Source organism: Rothia sp. 11273D007AR (assembly GCF_053547255.1).
Genome location: NZ_JBPPWJ010000010.1, coordinates 108,441 through 126,857, shown reverse-complemented (window position 1 = coordinate 126,857; position 18,417 = coordinate 108,441). Strand labels below are relative to the sequence as shown.

Genomic DNA, 18,417 nt, shown 5'->3' with positions numbered 1-18,417 from the left:
GTGCGGGGATGAGCCCACTGGATACACCACCGGCCCGCATCTGCACTTGTGTTCCCCGCGTGTGCGGGGATGAGCCCCGGGCGTACACCAGGACGGTGCCACCGATGCGGTGTTCCCCGCGTGTGCGGGGATGAGCCCATAAGGATTGGAGTCCGACGGCTTGCCCAGGTGTGTTCCCCGCGTGTGCGGGGATGAGCCCCAGGCGTACCAAGGAGCATCAGAGTTAGGGGTGTGTTCCCCGCGTGTGCGGGGATGAGCCCGCGCCGAAGCCCGCGAAACCGTCGCCAAGTCCGTGTTCCCCGCGTGTGCGGGGATGAGCCCCACTGCTTTTTTACTAAATTTCAGGTTATCTTGTGTTCCCCGCGTGTGCGGGGATGAGCCTTTCAGGCGGGTTTTCATACCACATCTCGATTCGTGTTCCCCGCGTGTGCGGGGATGAGCCCTCACAATCGGGGTCAAACCGCCCCGTGCCCTGGTGTTCCCCGCGTGTGCGGGGATGAGCCGTACCCCGATGCGGTCACCACCCGGCTCCTTGAGTGTTCCCCGCGTGTGCGGGGATGAGCCCATCCCCCCGTGGTCGAGCGCCCGGTTCGAGACGTGTTCCCCGCGTGTGCGGGGATGAGCCCGGAGCGTTCTTTACGCGGGAAAACCCCGCAATGTGTTCCCCGCGTGTGCGGGGATGAGCCGAAGAAGGCTGCCCTGGTGGAGCCGGGCAAAGAGTGTTCCCCGCGTGTGCGGGGATGAGCCACTCGGGGTCAGCATGTACGACTCTCAGGGCAACGTGTTCCCCGCGTGTGCGGGGATGAGCCCCGAGCGAATCCACAGATTCCCTGCCGCAGCATGTGTTCCCCGCGTGTGCGGGGATGAGCCCCATCAAATCCCAAGTGTTGCCGAGTTCCCCGGGTGTTCCCCGCGTGTGCGGGGATGAGCCCATGCCCTGGTAGAGCTGGTAGCCGATAGCTAGGTGTTCCCCGCGTGTGCGGGGATGAGCCTTCCTGGGTCTTCGTATTCAAGTCAGTCTGGGTGTGTTCCCCGCGTGTGCGGGGATGAGCCCCTCTCGCTCTGGGCCGTCACGAACACCTCTGCGTGTTCCCCGCGTGTGCGGGGATGAGCCCGTGACGAAGAAGCTGGTAGCGCGGAACGCCATGTGTTCCCCGCGTGTGCGGGGATGAGCCTCCTAGAAAGGGGTTTTGAAAATGCCGGAATACGTGTTCCCCGCGTGTGCGGGGATGAGCCCATCAAGGTACCCAGATGTCACTTTACCGGCGTGTGTTCCCCGCGTGTGCGGGGATGAGCCTACCGGGCTCATGGTGAGCCCAAGCGCGCAAGTGTGTTCCCCGCGTGTGCGGGGATGAGCCTTATGTTTCATCAACGGGCGTCTCTGATCAGGAGTGTTCCCCGCGTGTGCGGGGATGAGCCCTGGCGCACCTCGCCTCAGGCTTCGCGCAAGTGTGTTCCCCGCGTGTGCGGGGATGAGCCTGCGGACACACCCACAACAGCCGCGGCAGACTCGTGTTCCCCGCGTGTGCGGGGATGAGCCTGGCAGTGGAGCTTTCAGCACCTTCAGCAGCGCGTGTTCCCCGCGTGTGCGGGGATGAGCCCAGCAATCCCCTTGGCACTATGCACAGAGATCTGTGTTCCCCGCGTGTGCGGGGATGAGCCCAATTTCAATTGAACTTTAGGAGAGAACAATGGGTGTTCCCCGCGTGTGCGGGGATGAGCCTCAGGGCACCAACCAGAGGTAAAGCCATCTTTGGTGTTCCCCGCGTGTGCGGGGATGAGCCTCAAGCGTCGGAGCCTCAGCAGGCCCCGTAATCGTGTTCCCCGCGTGTGCGGGGATGAGCCTATCGCTAGTTTTGGTGTTGCAAACACAAAATGGTGTTCCCCGCGTGTGCGGGGATGAGCCCCCGTTCATTCGAGCTCGCTTATCGGTGGCTCTGTGTTCCCCGCGTGTGCGGGGATGAGCCCCAGAAGGGCAAGAAGGGCGGCTCTCGATCACGGTGTTCCCCGCGTGTGCGGGGATGAGCCCTCGCCAGATAGGAAGATCTAGTAAGAACACGAGTGTTCCCCGCGTGTGCGGGGATGAGCCCCGCTCTAGACCTGCAACGAGCCCATACCCTCAGTGTTCCCCGCGTGTGCGGGGATGCGCCCTACACCGAAGTGTCTGTGAACGTGTTCCTCGAGATTTTGATGCTTTCACGGTCGGCAGCGAGAGCGCGCTACGGCTGACAACCTACAGCGCCTGACCAGATTCATACGAGGCAGAGTCCCTGGCGTTGCTCGCTAGCCTTAGCGCGCCTTCTGCCGGTGTTACTGCCCCGGATTATCTCTGAAACGATTCACACCAATGATGAACGAAACATTTACCCTTGCCGGGGGGCACAATACCTAAATTGAGTTTGGGCACCTGGTTTTGTGACGGACTTGATTTTGTCAAAGCGGTAGGTGCTGGTCTAAGCACTAGGTACCACCTACATCAGAAATGACAATCTAAAACTTGTAGAAAGGGTTTTAGCTAATGAAAAGAATAATTATGATTTTGGTCTTCGCTCTTGTTGGAGCTGTAGCTTATTGGCTTAGAGCTGAGTACAACATAACGACTTCGCGATACGCTAGCGTGAATGATGCTAAGGATATAGATTTTAGCTGGGGGTATTGCCTGCTATGGGCGGCAGTCGGTGGGCTTATAGGTGCTCTTCCTATCAAGTCAAAAAAGCAAAGAGAACGTAACTGAATTACTCAGGGCAAAGAGGAGTACTTAATTTTAGGTACTCCTCTTTGATATGTACTACTACATAAAACAGCGCACATGGGAGGAACAAGCTCTGCTCTGCATAGGTCTTACCGGCAGCTCATCGAATGTGATTCCTTTTCCCGAACGGGTGTTGTTTTAACGCCTGCTCGGGAAAAGGAGTCGCATTCGGCGTATCTGCCCTCCGCCGTCCGCTTGCCCCGGCCGTCCGGTCAAACCCACCCACCCCCGTCCGCCCCGGCGTACACTAAAGCCATGAAACTTATTGAGCCTCGCCCCGTGCCCCTGGGTGGGCTGCGCGCCATGACCGTGCGTCGCCTGCTGCCCTCCCGCGACCGCCGCATGGTGGGCGCCTGGTGCTTCATTGACCACTACGGCCCCGACGACGTCGCCGTCACCGGCGGCATGCGCGTCGCCCCGCACCCCCACACCGGCCTGCAAACCGCCAGCTGGATCTTCACCGGCACCATCGAACACCGCGACTCCCTCGGCACCGTCGCCGACGTGCGCCCCGGCGAACTCAACCTCATGACAGCCGGCTACGGCATCAACCACTCCGAATACTCCACGCCAGACACCACCGTGCTGCACGGCATCCAACTCTGGATCGCCCTGCCCCGCGACGACATGAACACCGCCCCCGCCTTCGAAAACTTCGTGCCCGAGGCCCTCGCCTTCGGCGGGCAGGGGAGTGGGCAGGACGCGTCCGCCCCGGCTCCGGTACAGGCCCGCGTCTTCCTGGGGGAGTTGGGTGTGGCCGTCGACGGGCAGACCCTCACCGGCTCGTCGCCCGTCACCACCTTCTCGCCCCTGCTCGGCGCTGAAATCCTGGTGGGTGCCCCCGGCTCTGACCCCGAGGCAGACAAGAACCCGGCAGATGACGCCCCGCGCCGCACCATCACCCTGACCCTCAACCCCGAGTACGAGCACGGCTTCGTGGTCGACACCGGCGCCCTCCTTATTAAGGGTCAGCAGGTAGCTGCCGACGAAATGCTCTTTATCGAACCCGGCACCACCGAACTCACCATCGAGGCCGTCGGCGACACCCGCCTGATCCTGCTCGGCGGAGCTCCCTTCGGCGAAAAAATCGCTATCTGGTGGAACTTCATCGGCCGCTCCCATGAAGACATCGTCGAAGCCCGCGCAGCCTGGAACGGCCAGGCTGAGAGCTTCGAGGCCGTCACCGCCCCGGCAGGCGCGTCGGGCACCGAGATAGTCACCGGCGGGGCGCTTGCAGTCGGTCAGGACGCCGGCCCTGACTACCCCCGCTTTGGTGGGGTGGTGCTGCTGCCCGGGGAATATGAAGAGAAGCCCCGTACATCGGTGATTCCTGCCCCCGATCTGCCCAACGCGCGCTTGAAGCTGCGCGGCGACTAAGAGCCCTGGTGCAGGGGAGCGGGCATCCGCCCGCCCCTTAAACTAGCGGGCCGGGTCACAGTTTCTTCATGAAACCGTGACCCGGCCCGCGAACGTGTCGCATATTATTTTGACGGATTGCACCCGCGTACCCTACCGGCCAGTAACCCGCGGTGACCAGTATTAACAGGCGATTCGTAGGATTTTTCATGCCCCCATGAAGACGTGACATAGGGCAGAAAAATCAACTTTTTATAACGATTCGGTATACATCGTTACCAAATCGTTATAGGCTGTTCAAAGTCCAATCAGCTTCCGAGGGAAGCATGGGAGCCCAAAACCCCACGTACGGGCCACCCAGCAGTAGCAGCAACCCGGCTGCGAAATCTCAAGAAGAGACGAAAGGTACAACATTGCGTCGTTCACTCTCAGTAGGTGCGGTAGGCGTCATCCTGTCCGGTACTGTTCTCGCAGCAGCAAACGCAGCCGTCAATGAAGCCCCGCAGACCACCGTAGACAACGGTGCAGCTGTTTCAGCCCCTCTGCTCAAGGCATTCGCCGTTGCAGGTGAAGGCAAGATCGTAAGCTGGGGCGTTCCCGCTTACATCGTAGCTCCCGAAAAGCCTGTTGAGGCAACCCCCGTTCTTGAAGAAGCTCCCGTTGAGGAAGCTCCGGTTGTTGAAGAGGCACCCGTAGAAGCTCCCGTAGAGGAAGCTCCGGTTGTCGAAGAGGCACCCGTAGAAGCTCCCGTAGAGGAAGCTGTCGTCGCAGTTCAGTCAGAGACCATTGAGGTCGTAGAGGCTGCTCCTGCTCCCGCTCCTGTTGAGACTGTAGCTCCCGCAGCGGCTCAGGCACCTGCTCCCGCAGCAGCCCCCACTCTTTCCACCACCACCAACCAGGCTAAGCGCGATGCCGTTGTAGCGGCCGCTAAGGCCGCTGCAGCTGTCAATGCTCAGACTGACTGCACCATGCTGGCAACCAACTCCCTGCGCGCCGCTGGCATCAACTTCCACGGTTGGCCCATGGACTACATGTCACTCGGCAGCGTAACCTCCAACCCCCAGCCCGGCGACCTGGTTCTCTACCAGTCCAACGGCTTCGGTCAGCAGCACATCGCTGTTTACATTGGCAACGGCCAGGCTGTGCACGGTGGCTGGAACGGCATGGGCACCTCCATCTTCTCGGTGAACCTGCCCACCGCGTCCGCACCGATCTTCGTAACCCCCGCTGGCTACAACAGCTAAGCAGACCGCCTCAGGCGTCTTTTCTTGAGAAAGGCCCCGCTCCCTTACCAGGGAGCGGGGCCTTTTTGCTAGCCCTGCAGGGGTGTTAGCCCTGCATGGCCGCCCGGTAGAAGGAGGCCTTGAGCTCGCGCACAGCGGTCACCGACCAGATGGCGCTGGTAGAGCCTGCCCGGGCCTGCTGTAGGTGGGGCAGGTCGGCGGTAAGGGCCTGGTCAAACTGGGCTCGCAGGTCGTCGAGCGAGGCAATGGTCTGCCCACGGTGGGTGAAGGGGAAGACCGTGGACGCCTCCGCCCGCTCAAGTCCCTGACGGTAGCGAGATGCGCGGTCGGCAGCATAGTCGGCGATACCGATTTGCCCCATGATGAAGCTATCCGAGAGCGCCCCACCGGCAGCGGTCTTGTACTGGTTGGAGATGTAGGGCACCAGGCCCTCGTCGTAGCCCTTGTAAGCCAGCAGGTCGAAGGCCTGACGGCGGACGGTGATATCGCCTGCCGCACCGGTGGCGGGGGTGTAGGCACCGTAGGCGGGGTCAAAGAGGGGAATGGTGTAGTAGCTGTTCGCCGGTGCGGTGCCGATGGTGTTGATACCGCGCCACTGGTAGCGGGAGACCACCAGACCCTGGGTAGTGAAGTCCTCCACGGTTGAGAGGGCGGCTGCCTCGTCCACGGTGATGGTGCTGAAGGTGTCATCGGTGTGGCCGGTGGTGCCGCGCGGGGTCTGGCTCAGGCGGTTGAGCAGGACGGCACGCTCCTCAGCCGGGCGGCGCAGGATAGCTTCTGCCTCGAGGGCATCAAGCAGGTAGAGGGTATCAAGCTGGGAGCGCATGTAGGCTGAGAGGTCCTGCTTGGTGGCGAACTGCTCGGGGTTGCCATTGTGTAGACGGTCGGGGACGGCCGTCCAGTCAAAGTACTGGTTGAAGCCAACGATAGCTGAGGTGGGGCTATCGGGGCCCTCGAAGATACCGCGGGCGATCGTCTCGGGGCCGAAGCCATCGCGCAGGCCGCCGCCGTTGGTGAGCAGGGTGTCGTCAATCAGGTGGGTCATCTCGTGACCGTAGGTGGTCACGCCGTTAGCAGAGATGGCCTTACCCATGAAGTAGCGCATACCGGTGCCCTCAGCCTGGGCGGTTGCCTGAGTGTAGGGGGCCCAGAGGTTGAGGGGTGCGAAGAAGTCGCTGATAGCCCCGGGGTTGGTTTTAGGCAGCCAGGAGGTTGAGATGTTCTGGGCCTTGTAGCCCTGGAAGGTGTCAATCGCTAGGCGGTTACCGGTGAGCTCACCCGCGTAGGCGGGAGCCAGGCGGGTCCAGAGTTCCACAAAGGCGTTCTGCTCGGCTGCCCGGCGGTTGAGTTCGTCGATGAAGGCGGTCTTTTCAGCGGTGCTGCTACCTGCGGTAGCGGGGTCTATATAGGTGTAGGTGTGGCCGAAGGTGATAGAGGCCGGGGTCGTTGCAACATAGACCCCGTCATTCTCCTGCGAAAGCAGGGGCAGGATAAAGCGCTGGGAGGCAGGGTCTGCCGCCAGCTTGCTGTAGAGCGGGGCGGCGGCGTCCGCAATGATGGCCCCGCTCTGCTCGCGCATCCAGGCGTCCAGGTCGCTGGTGCCTGCCCGGTCGGCAATGAAGCTGGTGAGCTCCGGCAGGCGCACCACGGTGCGGTGGGCGGTGGGGGAGTTGCTGAAAGCCAGTACGCTAGCCCGCTGGGAGCCAATGTTGAGAATGTAGTCAATCGGGTCAACCCCGGTGATGCCGAACTGCTCAGGGTTGGCAATGAGGGTCTCGGCCACGTTCACGCCGCCCAGTTCGAAGGAGTAGAGCGACCGCAGGTAGGCCAGGCCCAGCAGGAACTGCTCCTTGCGCCCGCTGACCTTATTGGTGATCAGGGTTTCGCGCTCTTGGGGCGTGAGATGGGCGTAGAGGGGGTTTGCGGCAATCGCGGTGAGGGTATTTTGGGCCAGGAGCTTTGAGACGTTGAACTGCTTCTCAAGACCGGTAGCTTTGAGCGCCTCGGGCTGGAGCTCAGCGCGGGCCTCTGCCTCGGTCACGGAGCTAAAAGGACGCCCGGTGCGGCGAGAAATCTCTAGCCGCTTGTTGGTGATGTCGGTAAAGCGAATGGTGGGTGAGAGTGAGTCGTAGACGGTCTGCGACTCGGTGAAGGAGATACCGCCCAGTTCTGCTGCCAGGGTTGCAAAAAGGTCGGCGGACGGCGTCGAGGCAGCGTAGGCGGGCACTGCCGAGCTGGCGATGATGGCGGGGGCAGACCAGGCTGCGCCGTGAATGAGGGTACGGCGATGGATGGGGGAGGAAGGCATAGAGAACTCTTTGTGTGGTGTAGGGGGATGTGTGTGAGGTAAATACGGCCCTGAGCGACAGCGGACGATCGGGCGCAGGGCTCGCACCTCTTCTTTAAGAATACCGGCTGGAGGCAGCCGGGAGCAGGTAGTGTGTGCCGGTGAGGCTCGTGTGCTGGTGCGGATGTGCCCTTGGCTATACCTCTTGTGTTTGCCCAAGAGTAACGTCATAAACGCGTAACATTAATTCTCTGCCTTGCAGATAGCCGGTATAGGCTCTATAAATACGCTTTTTCTTGATACCGAAAGGAACCACCGTGGCAGGCTTTACCACTCGCGCCATTCACGCCGTCCACTCCAACGAAGAGCAGGCCGTCGTGCCCCCGATCTACACCGCCTCCACCTTCGGCCAGCCCACCGACGGCACCGAAGGCCCCTTCGAATACCAGCGTGGCGGCAACCCCACCCGCTCCAAGGCAGAAACCACCCTCGCCGCTCTTGAGGGTGCTGAGCATGCCTTCCTCTACGCCTCCGGCATGAGCGCTACCGCCGCCGCCATGGGAATCCTGGAACACGGCCAGACCCTGCTCATGGGCATGCCCGTCTACGGCGGCAATTACCGCTTCGCCACCATCGAACTGCCCAAGCGCGGAGTCGCGCACGAACTGGTCTACGACCTCACCACCCTCTCCGACGCCCACTTTGAAGGCAAGAACGTGGGCATGGTCTTCATTGAGACCCCCTCCAACCCCACCCTGCGCGTCACCGACATCAAGAAGGTCGCCGAGCTGGCCCACCGCCACGGGGCCCTGCTGGTCGTCGATAACACCGTCATGACCCCCTACCTGCAAAAGCCTCTGGAGCTGGGTGCCGATATCGTCGTGCAGTCAGCCACCAAGTACCTGGCCGGTCACGGCGACCTGCTCGCGGGCGTCGCCACCACCAACGACGCCAACCTGGCTGACAAGCTCTTCAAAGCCCAGCTGATCTCCGGCGGCGTTCTCTCACCCATCGACTCCTACCGTCTGCTGCAGAACGTCAAGACCCTGGCCCTGCGCATGGAGCGCCAGCAGGCCAACGCCGACGTCCTCATCGAGGCCGTCGCCGCCCACCCCGCCGTTGACACCGTCTACTTCCCCGGCTCCTACAGCGCCGAAGAAGCTAAGATTCAGGCCGAGCAGGCTACCGGCAAGGGCGCCCTCTTCTCCTTCACTGTCAAGGAGGGCTACGACATCAAGGCCTTCCTCGATGCCCTGCAGGTCTTCACCTTCGCCGTCTCCCTCGGCGGCATTGAGTCCCTGGTCTGCCTACCTACCACCATGACCCAGGGCGCCTACTCCCAAGAAGACCGCGACGACGCCGGCCTCACCACCCGCCTGGTGCGCGTAGCCGTCGGCATCGAGGACGTTGAGGACCTGCGTGCCGATATCATCGGCGCCCTCGACGCCGCCTAGCCTTCCTTTTCCACAACACAATCACCGAAAGGTAAACCCATGCAGAACATCACTCGCCGTACCGCGCTCTCCGCAGCTGGCGCGTCCGCCCTTGCCCTTGCCCTGGCCGCCTGCGGCTCCTCATCCTCCTCCACCTCCGGCTCCTCCGCAGCTGCCGACAAGCTGCAGGCCATCAAGGACGCCGGCAAGATCCGTATCGGCTTCGAAGGCACCTTCGCCCCCTGGAACTACCACAACGAAGCCGGCGAACTCGTCGGCATGGAAAAGGAAATCGGCGACCTGATCGCCGCCGACCTGGGTGTTACTGCCGAATACACCGAAACCCCCTGGGACTCCCTGATCGCCGGTGTGGATGCAGACCGCTACGACATTGTGATCAACAACGTCTCACCCACCGAAGAGCGCAAGCTCAAGTACGACTTCTCTAACCCCTACGTCGCCTCAGAAGGTAAGGTAGCCGTCCTGCAGGATTCCTCCCTGCAAACTATTGCAGACCTCAAGGGAGCTACCGCAGCCTCATCAGAGACCTCTAACTTCCGCACCCTGCTTGAAGAAGCCGGCGCCCAGATGACCATCGTCACCGGCTTTGACGAGGCAATCGAACAGGTCCTGACCGGCCGCGTGGACGCCTGCGGTAACGACGCAGTCACCTTCGCCTACTACCAGGAGCAGCACCCCGACGCCCCCATCCGCCTACTCGACGGTGTGCTCGGTGACGCCTCCCAGTCAGCAATCCTCATGCCCAAGGGCGCCACCACCCTGCAAACTGCCATCAACGAATCCATCGCCAAGCACCTAGAAAACGGCGACTTCAAGGCCATCTACGAAAAGTACGTTGGTATTGACCTAAGCCCCAAGGCCTAAGGCCCAGGGCTGGCCGCGCCCCGGGCCCAGCTGGTCCGGGGCCCCACCTGAAAGCAACCCCTAGAAGACTATGGACCGCTACCTAGAACTCTGGGCACAATCCCTGCCCTCCCTGCTGCTGGCCACCGTGCAGGTGACCATCCCGCTGACCCTCATCTCCTTCCTGCTTGCCCTGCTCCTGGGTCTGCTGGCCACCGCCGCCCGCAACCTGAGCCGCTACAACCCGCTCAACTGGCTGGCCACAGCCTTCGTCTGGTTCTTCCGCGGCACCCCGCTTCTGGTGCAGCTCTTCCTGGTCTTCTACGGGCTGCCCCGCATCGGCATCACCCTCGACACCTGGCCTGCTGCCATCATTGCGCTGAGCCTGAACACTGGAGCCTACGTGGCAGAGACCTTCCGCTCAGCCTACGCCTCCATTCCCCGCGGCCAGTTTGAAGCTGCCCGCACCCTCAACTTCACCAAGCTGCAGACCCTGCGCCACGTCGTGGTTCCCCAGGCCACCCGCATCGCCCTGCCGCCGCTGGGTAATGACCTGATCGACCTGGTCAAGGGCACCTCCCTGGTCTCGGTGATCTCTATGGTTGACCTCTTCCAGTCCGGCAAGCAGGTAGCCGCCCGCACCTTCGAGCCTTTGGCCATGTACCTGGAAGTTGCCGCCATCTACCTGGTCATCTTCACCCTGCTCTCCATCGCCCAGCGCGCCCTTGAGAAGCGCACCAGCCGTTACATAAGGACAGCCAATGCTTAGCCTGAAGAACCTCAGCAAAACCTTCGGCCAGAACACCATCCTGCGTGATATCTCCCTGGACCTGGACAACGGCGAAACCACGGTCATTCTGGGGCCCTCCGGTTCGGGCAAGTCCACCCTGCTGCGCTGCCTGAACCTGCTCGAAACCCCTGAGTCCGGCCTGCTCACCATCGAGGGCGACTCGGTAGACTTCGCCGCCGGCCTGACCGACGAGCAGGTACGCACCATCCGCAAGCACTCGGCCATGGTCTTTCAGAACTTTAACCTCTTCCCCCACTACACCGCTGAGCAGAACGTGGCCCTGGCCCCGGTACTCAACGGCAAGATGGGTAAGGACGCCGCCGCCCAGCTGGCGCGCGAACTCCTAGAGAAGGTGGGGCTGGGGCATAAGGCCGATGCCTACCCCGATAACCTCTCCGGCGGCCAGCAGCAGCGCGTGGCCATTGCCCGCGCCCTGGCTGTTGCCCCCGACTACCTGCTCTTTGACGAGCCCACTAGCGCCCTTGACCCCGAGCTTGAAGCCGAAGTCATTGGTGTGCTGATTGACCTGGCCCGCGAAAAACGCTCCCTGGTGGTCGTTACCCACAATATGGCCTTTGCCCGCCGGGTTGCTGACCGCATCATCTTCCTGGACGGCGGCAAGGTACTCTACAACGGCGGCCCCGAAGCCTTCTTTGCCTCTGACCAGGAACGCATCCAGCGCTTCCTGCAGATCTTCGAAATGACGGACTACCGGATCTAAGGCGCTGGGACGCTAGAGACGGCCTGGACGTAGCGATGCCTGCCTGAGCTTCGCAGAGCCGACTTCACCCCGTCCTTTCTCTCTTCACCCCGAGATAATCACTAGGGCGAAGAGAGAAAGGACGGGGTGATGTGTTAACACCAGAGGATCTCAGAGGGCTACCGGTAAATTGCTGAGCGGTGACCAACGTCGAGAGCGATAATCTGCATCTGCTGATCTTCAAATTTTACGAGTACTCGAAAATTTCCTACACGATAACGCCAAAGGCCAACCTTGTCAGCTGTCAGCGCTTTTCCCCGGTCCCTCGGATTATCTAGCTGAACTACCTGGTCAAGGTAAGTCTTAATTCTACGAATATCCGGCTTATCGAGCTTTCTAATCGATCGTTCAAACTCTTTTGCCAGTACTAATTGCCAGGCCACATTCAGACCCCGAGCTCATCCCACAATTCCTGGGCGGGGCGGGTCTCACGGCCGTCTGCCTCGAAGCGCGCCAATGCCTGCTGTGCCCATACCTGTTCTTCCTGCTGCTCAAGATAATCAAGTACAGCAGAACGCACTAGCTCTTCGGTGCTCGTACCAAGAGCGGAAGAAAGACTCTGTAGCTGTGCCTCTTCAGTAGCTGTAAACTCAACATGCACGGTCATAGGTTCTCTCCTTACTGTGCTTTCCAGTATGGCAAACGGCTGTACTTTCAACAATAGGATATTGTTCTGGGCTTGCTTTCTGTGATGAAGAAGCTGGGAGTATTTTCAGGGATAAGCGCACGGTAAAGTTTTGCCCATGAACACCGCTTTTACTTTTTCAGTAGGTCTGGTACCCAGCCAGCAGGAACTGGTAGACCTCTACACCTCTGTTGGGTGGAGCGCTTACACCGACCACCCTGAAGACCTGGTACCCATGTGCACCGGTAGCCTTTACCTGGCGGTAGCCCGTGAGGACGCTACTGGTCGACTTGCCGGGCTGGTGCGGGCCGTTGGTGATGGGGTCAGCATTAGCTATATTCAAGACCTACTCATTAACCCGGACTTTCAGAAGTCCGGCCTTGGCTCCCGCCTGCTCGACATGGCGCTGGCTGCCGTGGGTGGCGTCCGCCAGGTCTACATCACCACAGAAACCCACCCTAGCAACCAGCACGTGATTGATCTTTACCGGAGCAGGGGCTTCAATCCTGTCGAGAGCTACGGCTGCGTGACCCTGGCACAATTTACCTTTGACTAGGTCAAAGGGGTCTTTCTTAGGCCCATCATTTTATACTTTTTATACTTTGGAAATCCTAAACTATCCCTTACAGCCGCCCCTCGCGGTGGGCGCGGGCTGTTTCTTCGTCAATAATGCGCATTTCCTGGGTCAGCGGGGCACCGGGCACCCACCGGTCGCGTGAACCTGAGCGGCGGCGTCCTAACCGCAAGCGGGGGCGGGGAACCTTGAACTGAACCGGCTCCGGCAGCTGCCAGCGGCGCCACCGCGCCATAATACCCATGACCAGGCAAGTCACAATGGAAAGAGCCATACCCAGCACCTGCTGATCCCACAAAACCACGCACAGGGCAACCTCAGAAGCCCCCACAAAAGCCACCGTGGCATAGAGCGGGCTCCCACCCAAAATCGCCGGAATACGGTTGACCATAATGTCGCGCAGAGCCCCACCGCCCACAGCCGTCACCACACCCAGGGCAATCGCCGGCAGCCAGTGCAGCCCCAAGGCGAGGGCCTTGATGGTTCCGGTGGCGGTCCAACAGCCCATGCCCAAAAAATCCGCCACGAGCAGGGTGCGGTCAGCCCAGCGGGACCCAAAATCCATCAGATAGGCCAGGGCAGCAGACCCCAGCGCAGCCACCCAATAGTAGCTATCGGTCAGAGCGACGGGAAAACCGGTATCGAGCAAAACATCACGAATAATGCCCCCGCCCATCGCTGTAATGACCGAGAAAATAATGAACCCCACAATATCGAAACGGTGGGCGCGAGCAACCGCCCCACCCAACAGACCGTTGGTGACAATAGCGGCAACATCAATCACACGGAACCAGGTTTCTGGCTCAAAATCAAAAGGGGGCATTTACTCGGTCCACTCGCCGCCCGGCACCAGGGGGTAGCGCTCGCGCAGCTGCGCCTGCTTGCTCACCGGCGGAATGTAGACCCAGGCGGTGACCGGCTCACCGGCGTCCGTTACAACCTCGGCCAGTACCCGGTTGTAGAGGTTGTCATCGTGCACAGGACGCGCGGGGTCGGTTCCCTCAAGCTCATCGAGGGAGGCAGCAACGGCCTCCCAGTCGGCGGGGTCTACAAAGACCAGGGTGCCGCGCACCACCGGGGCGTCCTGCCCGGCGGCGTCGCTGCCGACCGATGCGGACGCCGGGAGCAGGTAGGGGTAGGAGCCGTTCGTGACCAGCTCGTAGCCGGTAATAGTCGCGTCAGTGCGGTTAGAATCAGCCCCGCGGAACCAGCGATTATTGCTCATACCGGGGCGCAGGGTGCCGTAAACAAAAACGGGGTGGTGGGCTGTCATGCCTCTATCGTACCCATTGGGTTTATTGAAGGCGTAGGTGAAGCAGGCTCGCAGCGAAGCTGCTGGCTCGGCGGCTGGCGTGAATCGCTTGTGAGCGTCAGCGAACCAGCGAGAGGGTCGGCAGCGAGCGCGAGCCTGCTTCACCTACTCGCTTACTTGAGCACCGTCGGCACGAACCGGCAGTAGCCGTCGGTAATTGCCCCGTCTGATTCGCGCACGCCGAAGCCCACGGAGCGTCCGCCCACCACCCAGGCCCCGATAACGGGGTAATTGGGTTTGCCGGCGTCCCCGGTGAAGTTGGGCGGCTGCACGTACTGCTGGTAGATGTACTCGTGGTCGGCGGCGGTTTCGGTCATGTAGCCGTCGGTGTGGGCAACCTGCACCCCGTGGGTCGGGGCGTTCACCACGATGCCGTCGCCCTCCCGCCCAAAGATGGGTTTCTTGACCCAGCTGGTGAAGCCGTGGTCTGGTGACAAGGACGCCGGCAGCAGCAGCGGGTGCCCCGGGTAGAGTTCCCAGAGGGCCACCATCAGTACCTTGTTGGAGAGGAACATCTTCCAGGCCGGTTCAAACCAGTTCTCCATGGCAGCGTAGCCGCCGTTGAAGAGGACCTGCCCGTAGGCGTCCTCAACCATGTCTTCCCAGGGGTAGAGCTTGAAGAGGTTGTGCACATGCCGGTCGTGGTGATCGAGCCAGATGCGGCGGTTGGTGTCCCAGTAGAGGTCGTCGATGTGCATGATGTGGGTTTCCCAGCCCGCCATGTGCGCGGCGTGGGCTACGACCTTGAGGTTTTCAATGTCCTCGCCGAGCTCGTCGATTTCTTCGTTCACGCAGGCCAGGTGCAGAACCGGGTGCTTGACCCGCTGGCGGATCTGCGCCCAGCGGGCGACAAAGGCGTTACCCAGGTCGTTCCACTCTTTGAAGCCGCGCAAATCCAGGCGCTGATCCTTGAACCAGGTGGACTGGCTGACTGCCGCCTCCACCAGGCCGGTGGGGGTATCGGCGTTGTATTCCAGGATTTTGAGCGCGTGAGCCTCGGGGTTGTAGACAAAATCAAAGCGGCCGTAGAAGTCGTATTCGTGCCAGCGCCAGGAATCAATCGCCAGTTTCAGCGCAGCGTCGCTCAGCCCAAGCTTGTACTTGAGGGGGCCGGCAATGATGTGGTCGATGGCCGCAACGCACATGCGGTGGGCCTCTTCGACCTGCTCCTGCAGCCAGAGGGCCTCGGCCACGGTGAACTCGTAGGCAGCAAACTCGTTCCAGTAGTGGTCGGTGTCGTCGGGGCCTTCGAGCGAATAGATCAGCCCTTCGGCGGCGATAGTCTGCTCCCAGTTATGGCGGCCCAGGGGGAAGGACAGTCGTCTCATTGGCCTTAGCCTCCCTTGGTTCCGCCGCCGGTCTTCGACCCGCCGCCAAAGCCGCCGCGACTCTTCTTGGTGGTGGTGTCTTTGTTAGCGTCCTGATTGAAACCGCCGTAGGAGTCCCCGCTCTGGCTCGACTTCACCTGCGAGTTCTCCACGGTATAAGAGCTCTTTGACTCGCGAAAAGACTCGGCAAACCCGCCACCCTGCGAGGGCAGGTTACGGAAAATCGTGCCATCGGACGGGCGGCTCTCCGACCCGCCTGCCACCTTCTCACCCACTTTGGGCAGGGTCGATGACGAAGAATAGGGAACCCAGTAGGAGCGCCCGGTGCCGCCCCCGCCGCCACTGCTGCTGGAACCTGAGCCGCTGCCGTCCTCGCACTCGGAGTTCTCAAGACGCTGCCCGGTGCCGGGGTCGTAGCAAATCTCAGCGTACTCCTTGGAGCTGCCGCTGATCTGCGAACTGGTGGAGGAACGTCCGCCCTGCTTCTGCGACGACGAGGACGAGCCGCCCACCAGGGGTGCAACACGGGCCGGGGTGGCGTGGTTGGTGGCGCCAATACCGATAATGGCTGCCCCGCCCGCAAGCAGGGCAAGCACGGTCTTGGTCGCGCGTGAGAACCTTGGCATGGAATCTCCCGATGGTAGGTGAGTGTGTTCCCTCCCTATTTTAGGTCGGGTAGGCGCTCACCTGCGCAAAGGGGGCGCCCGCGGGGCGGGCAGGCGGACGCGGACGCGCGGGGCGGTTCGGGTACCTTTAGCGGGTTGCTAGCACCTGGGCGATAGCTTCGAGAGCTTCCTCGTTCTGCAGGGATGAGGTATCGCCCAGTGACCGGCCCTGGTAGAGCTCACCGAGCAGGCGGCGGGTAATCTTGCCCGACCGGGTCTTAGGAATATCGGCTACCGCAATGACGTCCTTGGGCTTGGCAATCGGCCCAATCTCGTGGCGGATATGCTCGGTCAGCGCCGCCTTCAACTCTTCGGCGCTCAAGGCGCGGCCGGCCTCAGAGAGAGTCACATAGGCAACCGCCTGGTGGCCGGTCAGCTCATCCTCCACCGGGCAGACACCTGCCTCTACCACGGCTTCATGGGTGACCAGGGCAGACTCAATCTCAATGGTCGACAGGCGGTGGCCCGAAATGTTAATAACATCGTCGATACGACCCAGAATGTAGACGTCGCCCTCCTCATCGACCTTGGCGCCGTCCCCAGCCAGGAACCAGCCGCGCTCGCCGTAGTGGCGCCAGTAGGAATCCAGGTAGCGCTGCGGGTTGCCCCAGACCGTGCGGGCCATGGAGGGGCCAATCTTATCGACCACAATAAAGCCCTGGACGCCAGGCTCAACGTCGGCTCCGTGCTCGTCAACCACGCGGGTTGAGATACCCGGAACTGCCCGGGTCGCACAGCCGGGCTTGGAACCGGTGTGGGGCGCGTCGTCCGCGAAGGTGCCAGCGGGCGCGAACTGGGGGTCGTGCGGACGCGGCGAGCAGACGGTCGAGCCCGTCTCGGACTGCCACCAGGTGTCGATGAAGGACGCGGTGCCCCCGCCCACGTGCGTCCGTAGCCACCGCCAGGCCTCGGGGTTGATGGACTCGCCCACCGACCCCAGCAGACGTACCGACGAGAGGTCGTACTTGTCGGCGGGTGGGCCGTCGGGGAAGGCCCCCATGAGGGAACGAATCAGGGTGGGAGCGGTGTAGTAGTTGGTCACCCCGTAGCGTTCAAGCACCTCAAAATGGCGCTCAAAAGTGGGGGTGTTGGGGGTGCCTTCATAAATCACCTCGGTAACGCCGTTGAGCAGCGGCCCGTAGATTTCGTAGGTGTGGGCGGTGACCCAGGCCAGGTCGGCGGTGCACCAGTGAACGGTGTTCTCGACCTTGGCGGGGTCGTTGACGGTTGATAGCTCGTCCACGCGGCGCTGGCCACTCTCGTCCTCAATCTCGGGGAGCAGGTCAAAGAGCAGGGCGTGGGTGTAGGCCACCTGGGTCAGGTAGCCCGCGGACGTGTGCACCAAGCCCTTGGGCTTACCGGTGGTGCCGGAGGTGTAGATGATAAAGAGCGGGGTTTCAGCGTCAAAGAGCTGGTAATCGTGGGTGTCGGGCAGGTTATCGACCAGGTCGTGGTACCAGACGTCGCGGCCCTCGGTCCAGGGCACAGCGGCGTGGGCTTCGGGGGTGCCAGCGGTGCGGTCAACCACAATGACGTGCTCGATATTGTTCTCACCTGAGCAGGCTTCGTCGGCGGTCGCCTTAACCGGGACCACGGTGCCGCGGCGGTTCTGCCCGTCGGTGGTAATGAGTACCTTAGCGCCGGTATCTTCCACGCGGAACTTCAGGGCCTCAGCCGAGAAACCGCCGAAGACCAGGGAGTGAATAGCGCCAATACGGGCGCAGGCAAGCGTGAAGATGATGGTTTCGGGAATCACCGGCAGGTAAATGACCACACGGTCACCCTTGCCGATGCCCAGCTTCTCCAGGCCGTGGGCTGCCTTAGCGATCCGGCGCTGCAGCTCGGCATAGGTAATGGCCTCGCGGTCACCGGGTTCACCCTCGAAGTAGAGGGCCACCTTATCGCCCTTACCCGCTTCGACGTGGCGGTCTACGCAGTTGTAGGCAACGTTGAGCTTGCCGCCCTCGAACCACTTAATCTCGGGCACGGTGAACTGCTCGATACCCTCATCATCGAGGCCCAGGCTCTGAGGCTTGGCGAAGGTGTGGGGGTTGGCTTCGTCAAACATCTCACCCCAGGTCAGGCGGGCCTTGGCCTGGTCAGCCCAGAACTCGATTCGGGCCTCATCTGAGGTGAGTGCCGGGTTGGGCGTGGGATTGAAAGGGTCGGTGTACACGAAGTCGGCAGGTGCGCCCAAGGGTATCTCCCATCGGTAGCTGGCTGTAGCACCGGCGCCGGTTCTCGCAGGACGCCCGTGGGCGGCTTGTTCGGCGTGGTTGCTGCGATCGTCGTAGAGCCAGGTCTCTCGTATCGCTCTTGATGGACAAAATCTCTTTCAGGGTAAGCACCTGCGAGCCACTGCTACTAAACCGTGACGCCCCTTAACGTTTATGACGCCGCGTGACGCGCGTCCGTCCGTCTGCTTCG

The 18,417-nt window shown here is 61.7% G+C and carries 15 protein-coding genes and 1 CRISPR repeat array; of the genes, 7 read left to right on the top strand and 8 right to left on the bottom strand.

All coding sequences use genetic code 11. From position 1 onward, the window contains the following. Positions 1-48 precede the first annotated feature (48 nt). Positions 49-2,150: a CRISPR direct-repeat array (repeat unit 28 nt; unit sequence GTGTTCCCCGCGTGTGCGGGGATGAGCC). An 857-nt stretch (positions 2,151-3,007) separates the two neighbouring features. Both ACED88_RS07350 and ACED88_RS07345 read left to right on the top strand, forming a co-directional pair. Next, positions 3,008-4,129 (top strand): pirin family protein, encoded by a 1,122-nt coding sequence (locus tag ACED88_RS07350; protein WP_449109212.1) that lies wholly within the window; start codon positions 3,008-3,010, stop codon positions 4,127-4,129. Positions 4,130-4,521: 392 nt separating this feature from the next. After that, on the top strand, positions 4,522-5,352 hold the full coding sequence (locus ACED88_RS07345; RefSeq protein WP_449109211.1) for an NlpC/P60 family protein: 831 nt from the start codon (positions 4,522-4,524) through the stop codon (positions 5,350-5,352). An 85-nt stretch (positions 5,353-5,437) separates the two neighbouring features. Here ACED88_RS07345 and ACED88_RS07340 read toward each other — a convergent pair whose 3' ends face one another. Beyond that, positions 5,438-7,660: a ZmpA/ZmpB/ZmpC family metallo-endopeptidase gene (locus ACED88_RS07340; RefSeq protein ID WP_449109210.1), complete on the bottom strand. Its 2,223-nt coding sequence runs from the start codon at positions 7,658-7,660 to the stop codon at positions 5,438-5,440. A 296-nt stretch (positions 7,661-7,956) separates the two neighbouring features. On the opposite strand from ACED88_RS07340, the gene ACED88_RS07335 reads away from it, so the two are divergent. The 4 genes from ACED88_RS07335 to ACED88_RS07320 all read left to right on the top strand — a co-directional run bounded on the left by ACED88_RS07335 (position 7,957) and on the right by ACED88_RS07320 (position 11,447). Beyond that, positions 7,957-9,093 (top strand): trans-sulfuration enzyme family protein, encoded by a 1,137-nt coding sequence (locus tag ACED88_RS07335; protein ID WP_449109209.1) that lies wholly within the window; start codon positions 7,957-7,959, stop codon positions 9,091-9,093. A gap of 39 nt (positions 9,094-9,132) precedes the next feature. After that, entirely contained in the window at positions 9,133-9,957 is an 825-nt protein-coding gene (locus tag ACED88_RS07330; RefSeq protein ID WP_449109208.1) for a transporter substrate-binding domain-containing protein, read from the top strand. 70 nt (positions 9,958-10,027) lie between these two features. Then, positions 10,028-10,705, top strand: a complete 678-nt coding sequence (locus tag ACED88_RS07325; protein ID WP_449109207.1) for an amino acid ABC transporter permease — start codon at positions 10,028-10,030, stop codon at positions 10,703-10,705. Continuing rightward, the gene (locus ACED88_RS07320; RefSeq protein WP_449109206.1) at positions 10,698-11,447 is read left to right on the top strand and encodes an amino acid ABC transporter ATP-binding protein; all 750 of its coding nucleotides are present in this window, start codon (positions 10,698-10,700) and stop codon (positions 11,445-11,447) included. Before ACED88_RS07325 ends, ACED88_RS07320 begins: the two co-directional genes overlap by 8 nt. 158 nt (positions 11,448-11,605) lie before the next feature. Here ACED88_RS07320 and ACED88_RS07315 read toward each other — a convergent pair whose 3' ends face one another. Both ACED88_RS07315 and ACED88_RS07310 read right to left on the bottom strand, forming a co-directional pair. Next, entirely contained in the window at positions 11,606-11,869 is a 264-nt protein-coding gene (locus ACED88_RS07315; protein WP_449109205.1) for a type II toxin-antitoxin system RelE family toxin, read from the bottom strand. Between the two features lie 2 nt (positions 11,870-11,871). Continuing rightward, entirely contained in the window at positions 11,872-12,093 is a 222-nt protein-coding gene (locus ACED88_RS07310; RefSeq protein WP_237186906.1) for a DUF6290 family protein, read from the bottom strand. A gap of 136 nt (positions 12,094-12,229) precedes the next feature. Between ACED88_RS07310 and ACED88_RS07305 the strand changes: the two genes are divergently transcribed. Next, positions 12,230-12,667: a GNAT family N-acetyltransferase gene (locus ACED88_RS07305; RefSeq protein WP_449109204.1), complete on the top strand. Its 438-nt coding sequence runs from the start codon at positions 12,230-12,232 to the stop codon at positions 12,665-12,667. A gap of 67 nt (positions 12,668-12,734) precedes the next feature. On the opposite strand, the gene ACED88_RS07300 is transcribed toward ACED88_RS07305, so the two are convergent. The 5 genes from ACED88_RS07300 to ACED88_RS07280 all read right to left on the bottom strand — a co-directional run bounded on the left by ACED88_RS07300 (position 12,735) and on the right by ACED88_RS07280 (position 18,187). Continuing rightward, positions 12,735-13,508: a trimeric intracellular cation channel family protein gene (locus ACED88_RS07300; RefSeq protein ID WP_449109203.1), complete on the bottom strand. Its 774-nt coding sequence runs from the start codon at positions 13,506-13,508 to the stop codon at positions 12,735-12,737. After that, positions 13,509-13,958, bottom strand: a complete 450-nt coding sequence (locus tag ACED88_RS07295; RefSeq protein ID WP_237207009.1) for a gamma-glutamylcyclotransferase family protein — start codon at positions 13,956-13,958, stop codon at positions 13,509-13,511. 152 nt (positions 13,959-14,110) lie between these two features. Beyond that, on the bottom strand, positions 14,111-15,325 hold the full coding sequence (locus ACED88_RS07290) for a glutathionylspermidine synthase family protein (RefSeq protein WP_449109202.1): 1,215 nt from the start codon (positions 15,323-15,325) through the stop codon (positions 14,111-14,113). Between the two features lie 5 nt (positions 15,326-15,330). Next, complete coding sequence (locus ACED88_RS07285) at positions 15,331-15,951, bottom strand: hypothetical protein (protein WP_449109201.1); 621 nt, start codon at positions 15,949-15,951, stop codon at positions 15,331-15,333. Between the two features lie 127 nt (positions 15,952-16,078). Next, positions 16,079-18,187: an AMP-binding protein gene (locus ACED88_RS07280; protein ID WP_449109200.1), complete on the bottom strand. Its 2,109-nt coding sequence runs from the start codon at positions 18,185-18,187 to the stop codon at positions 16,079-16,081. Positions 18,188-18,417 lie beyond the last annotated feature (230 nt).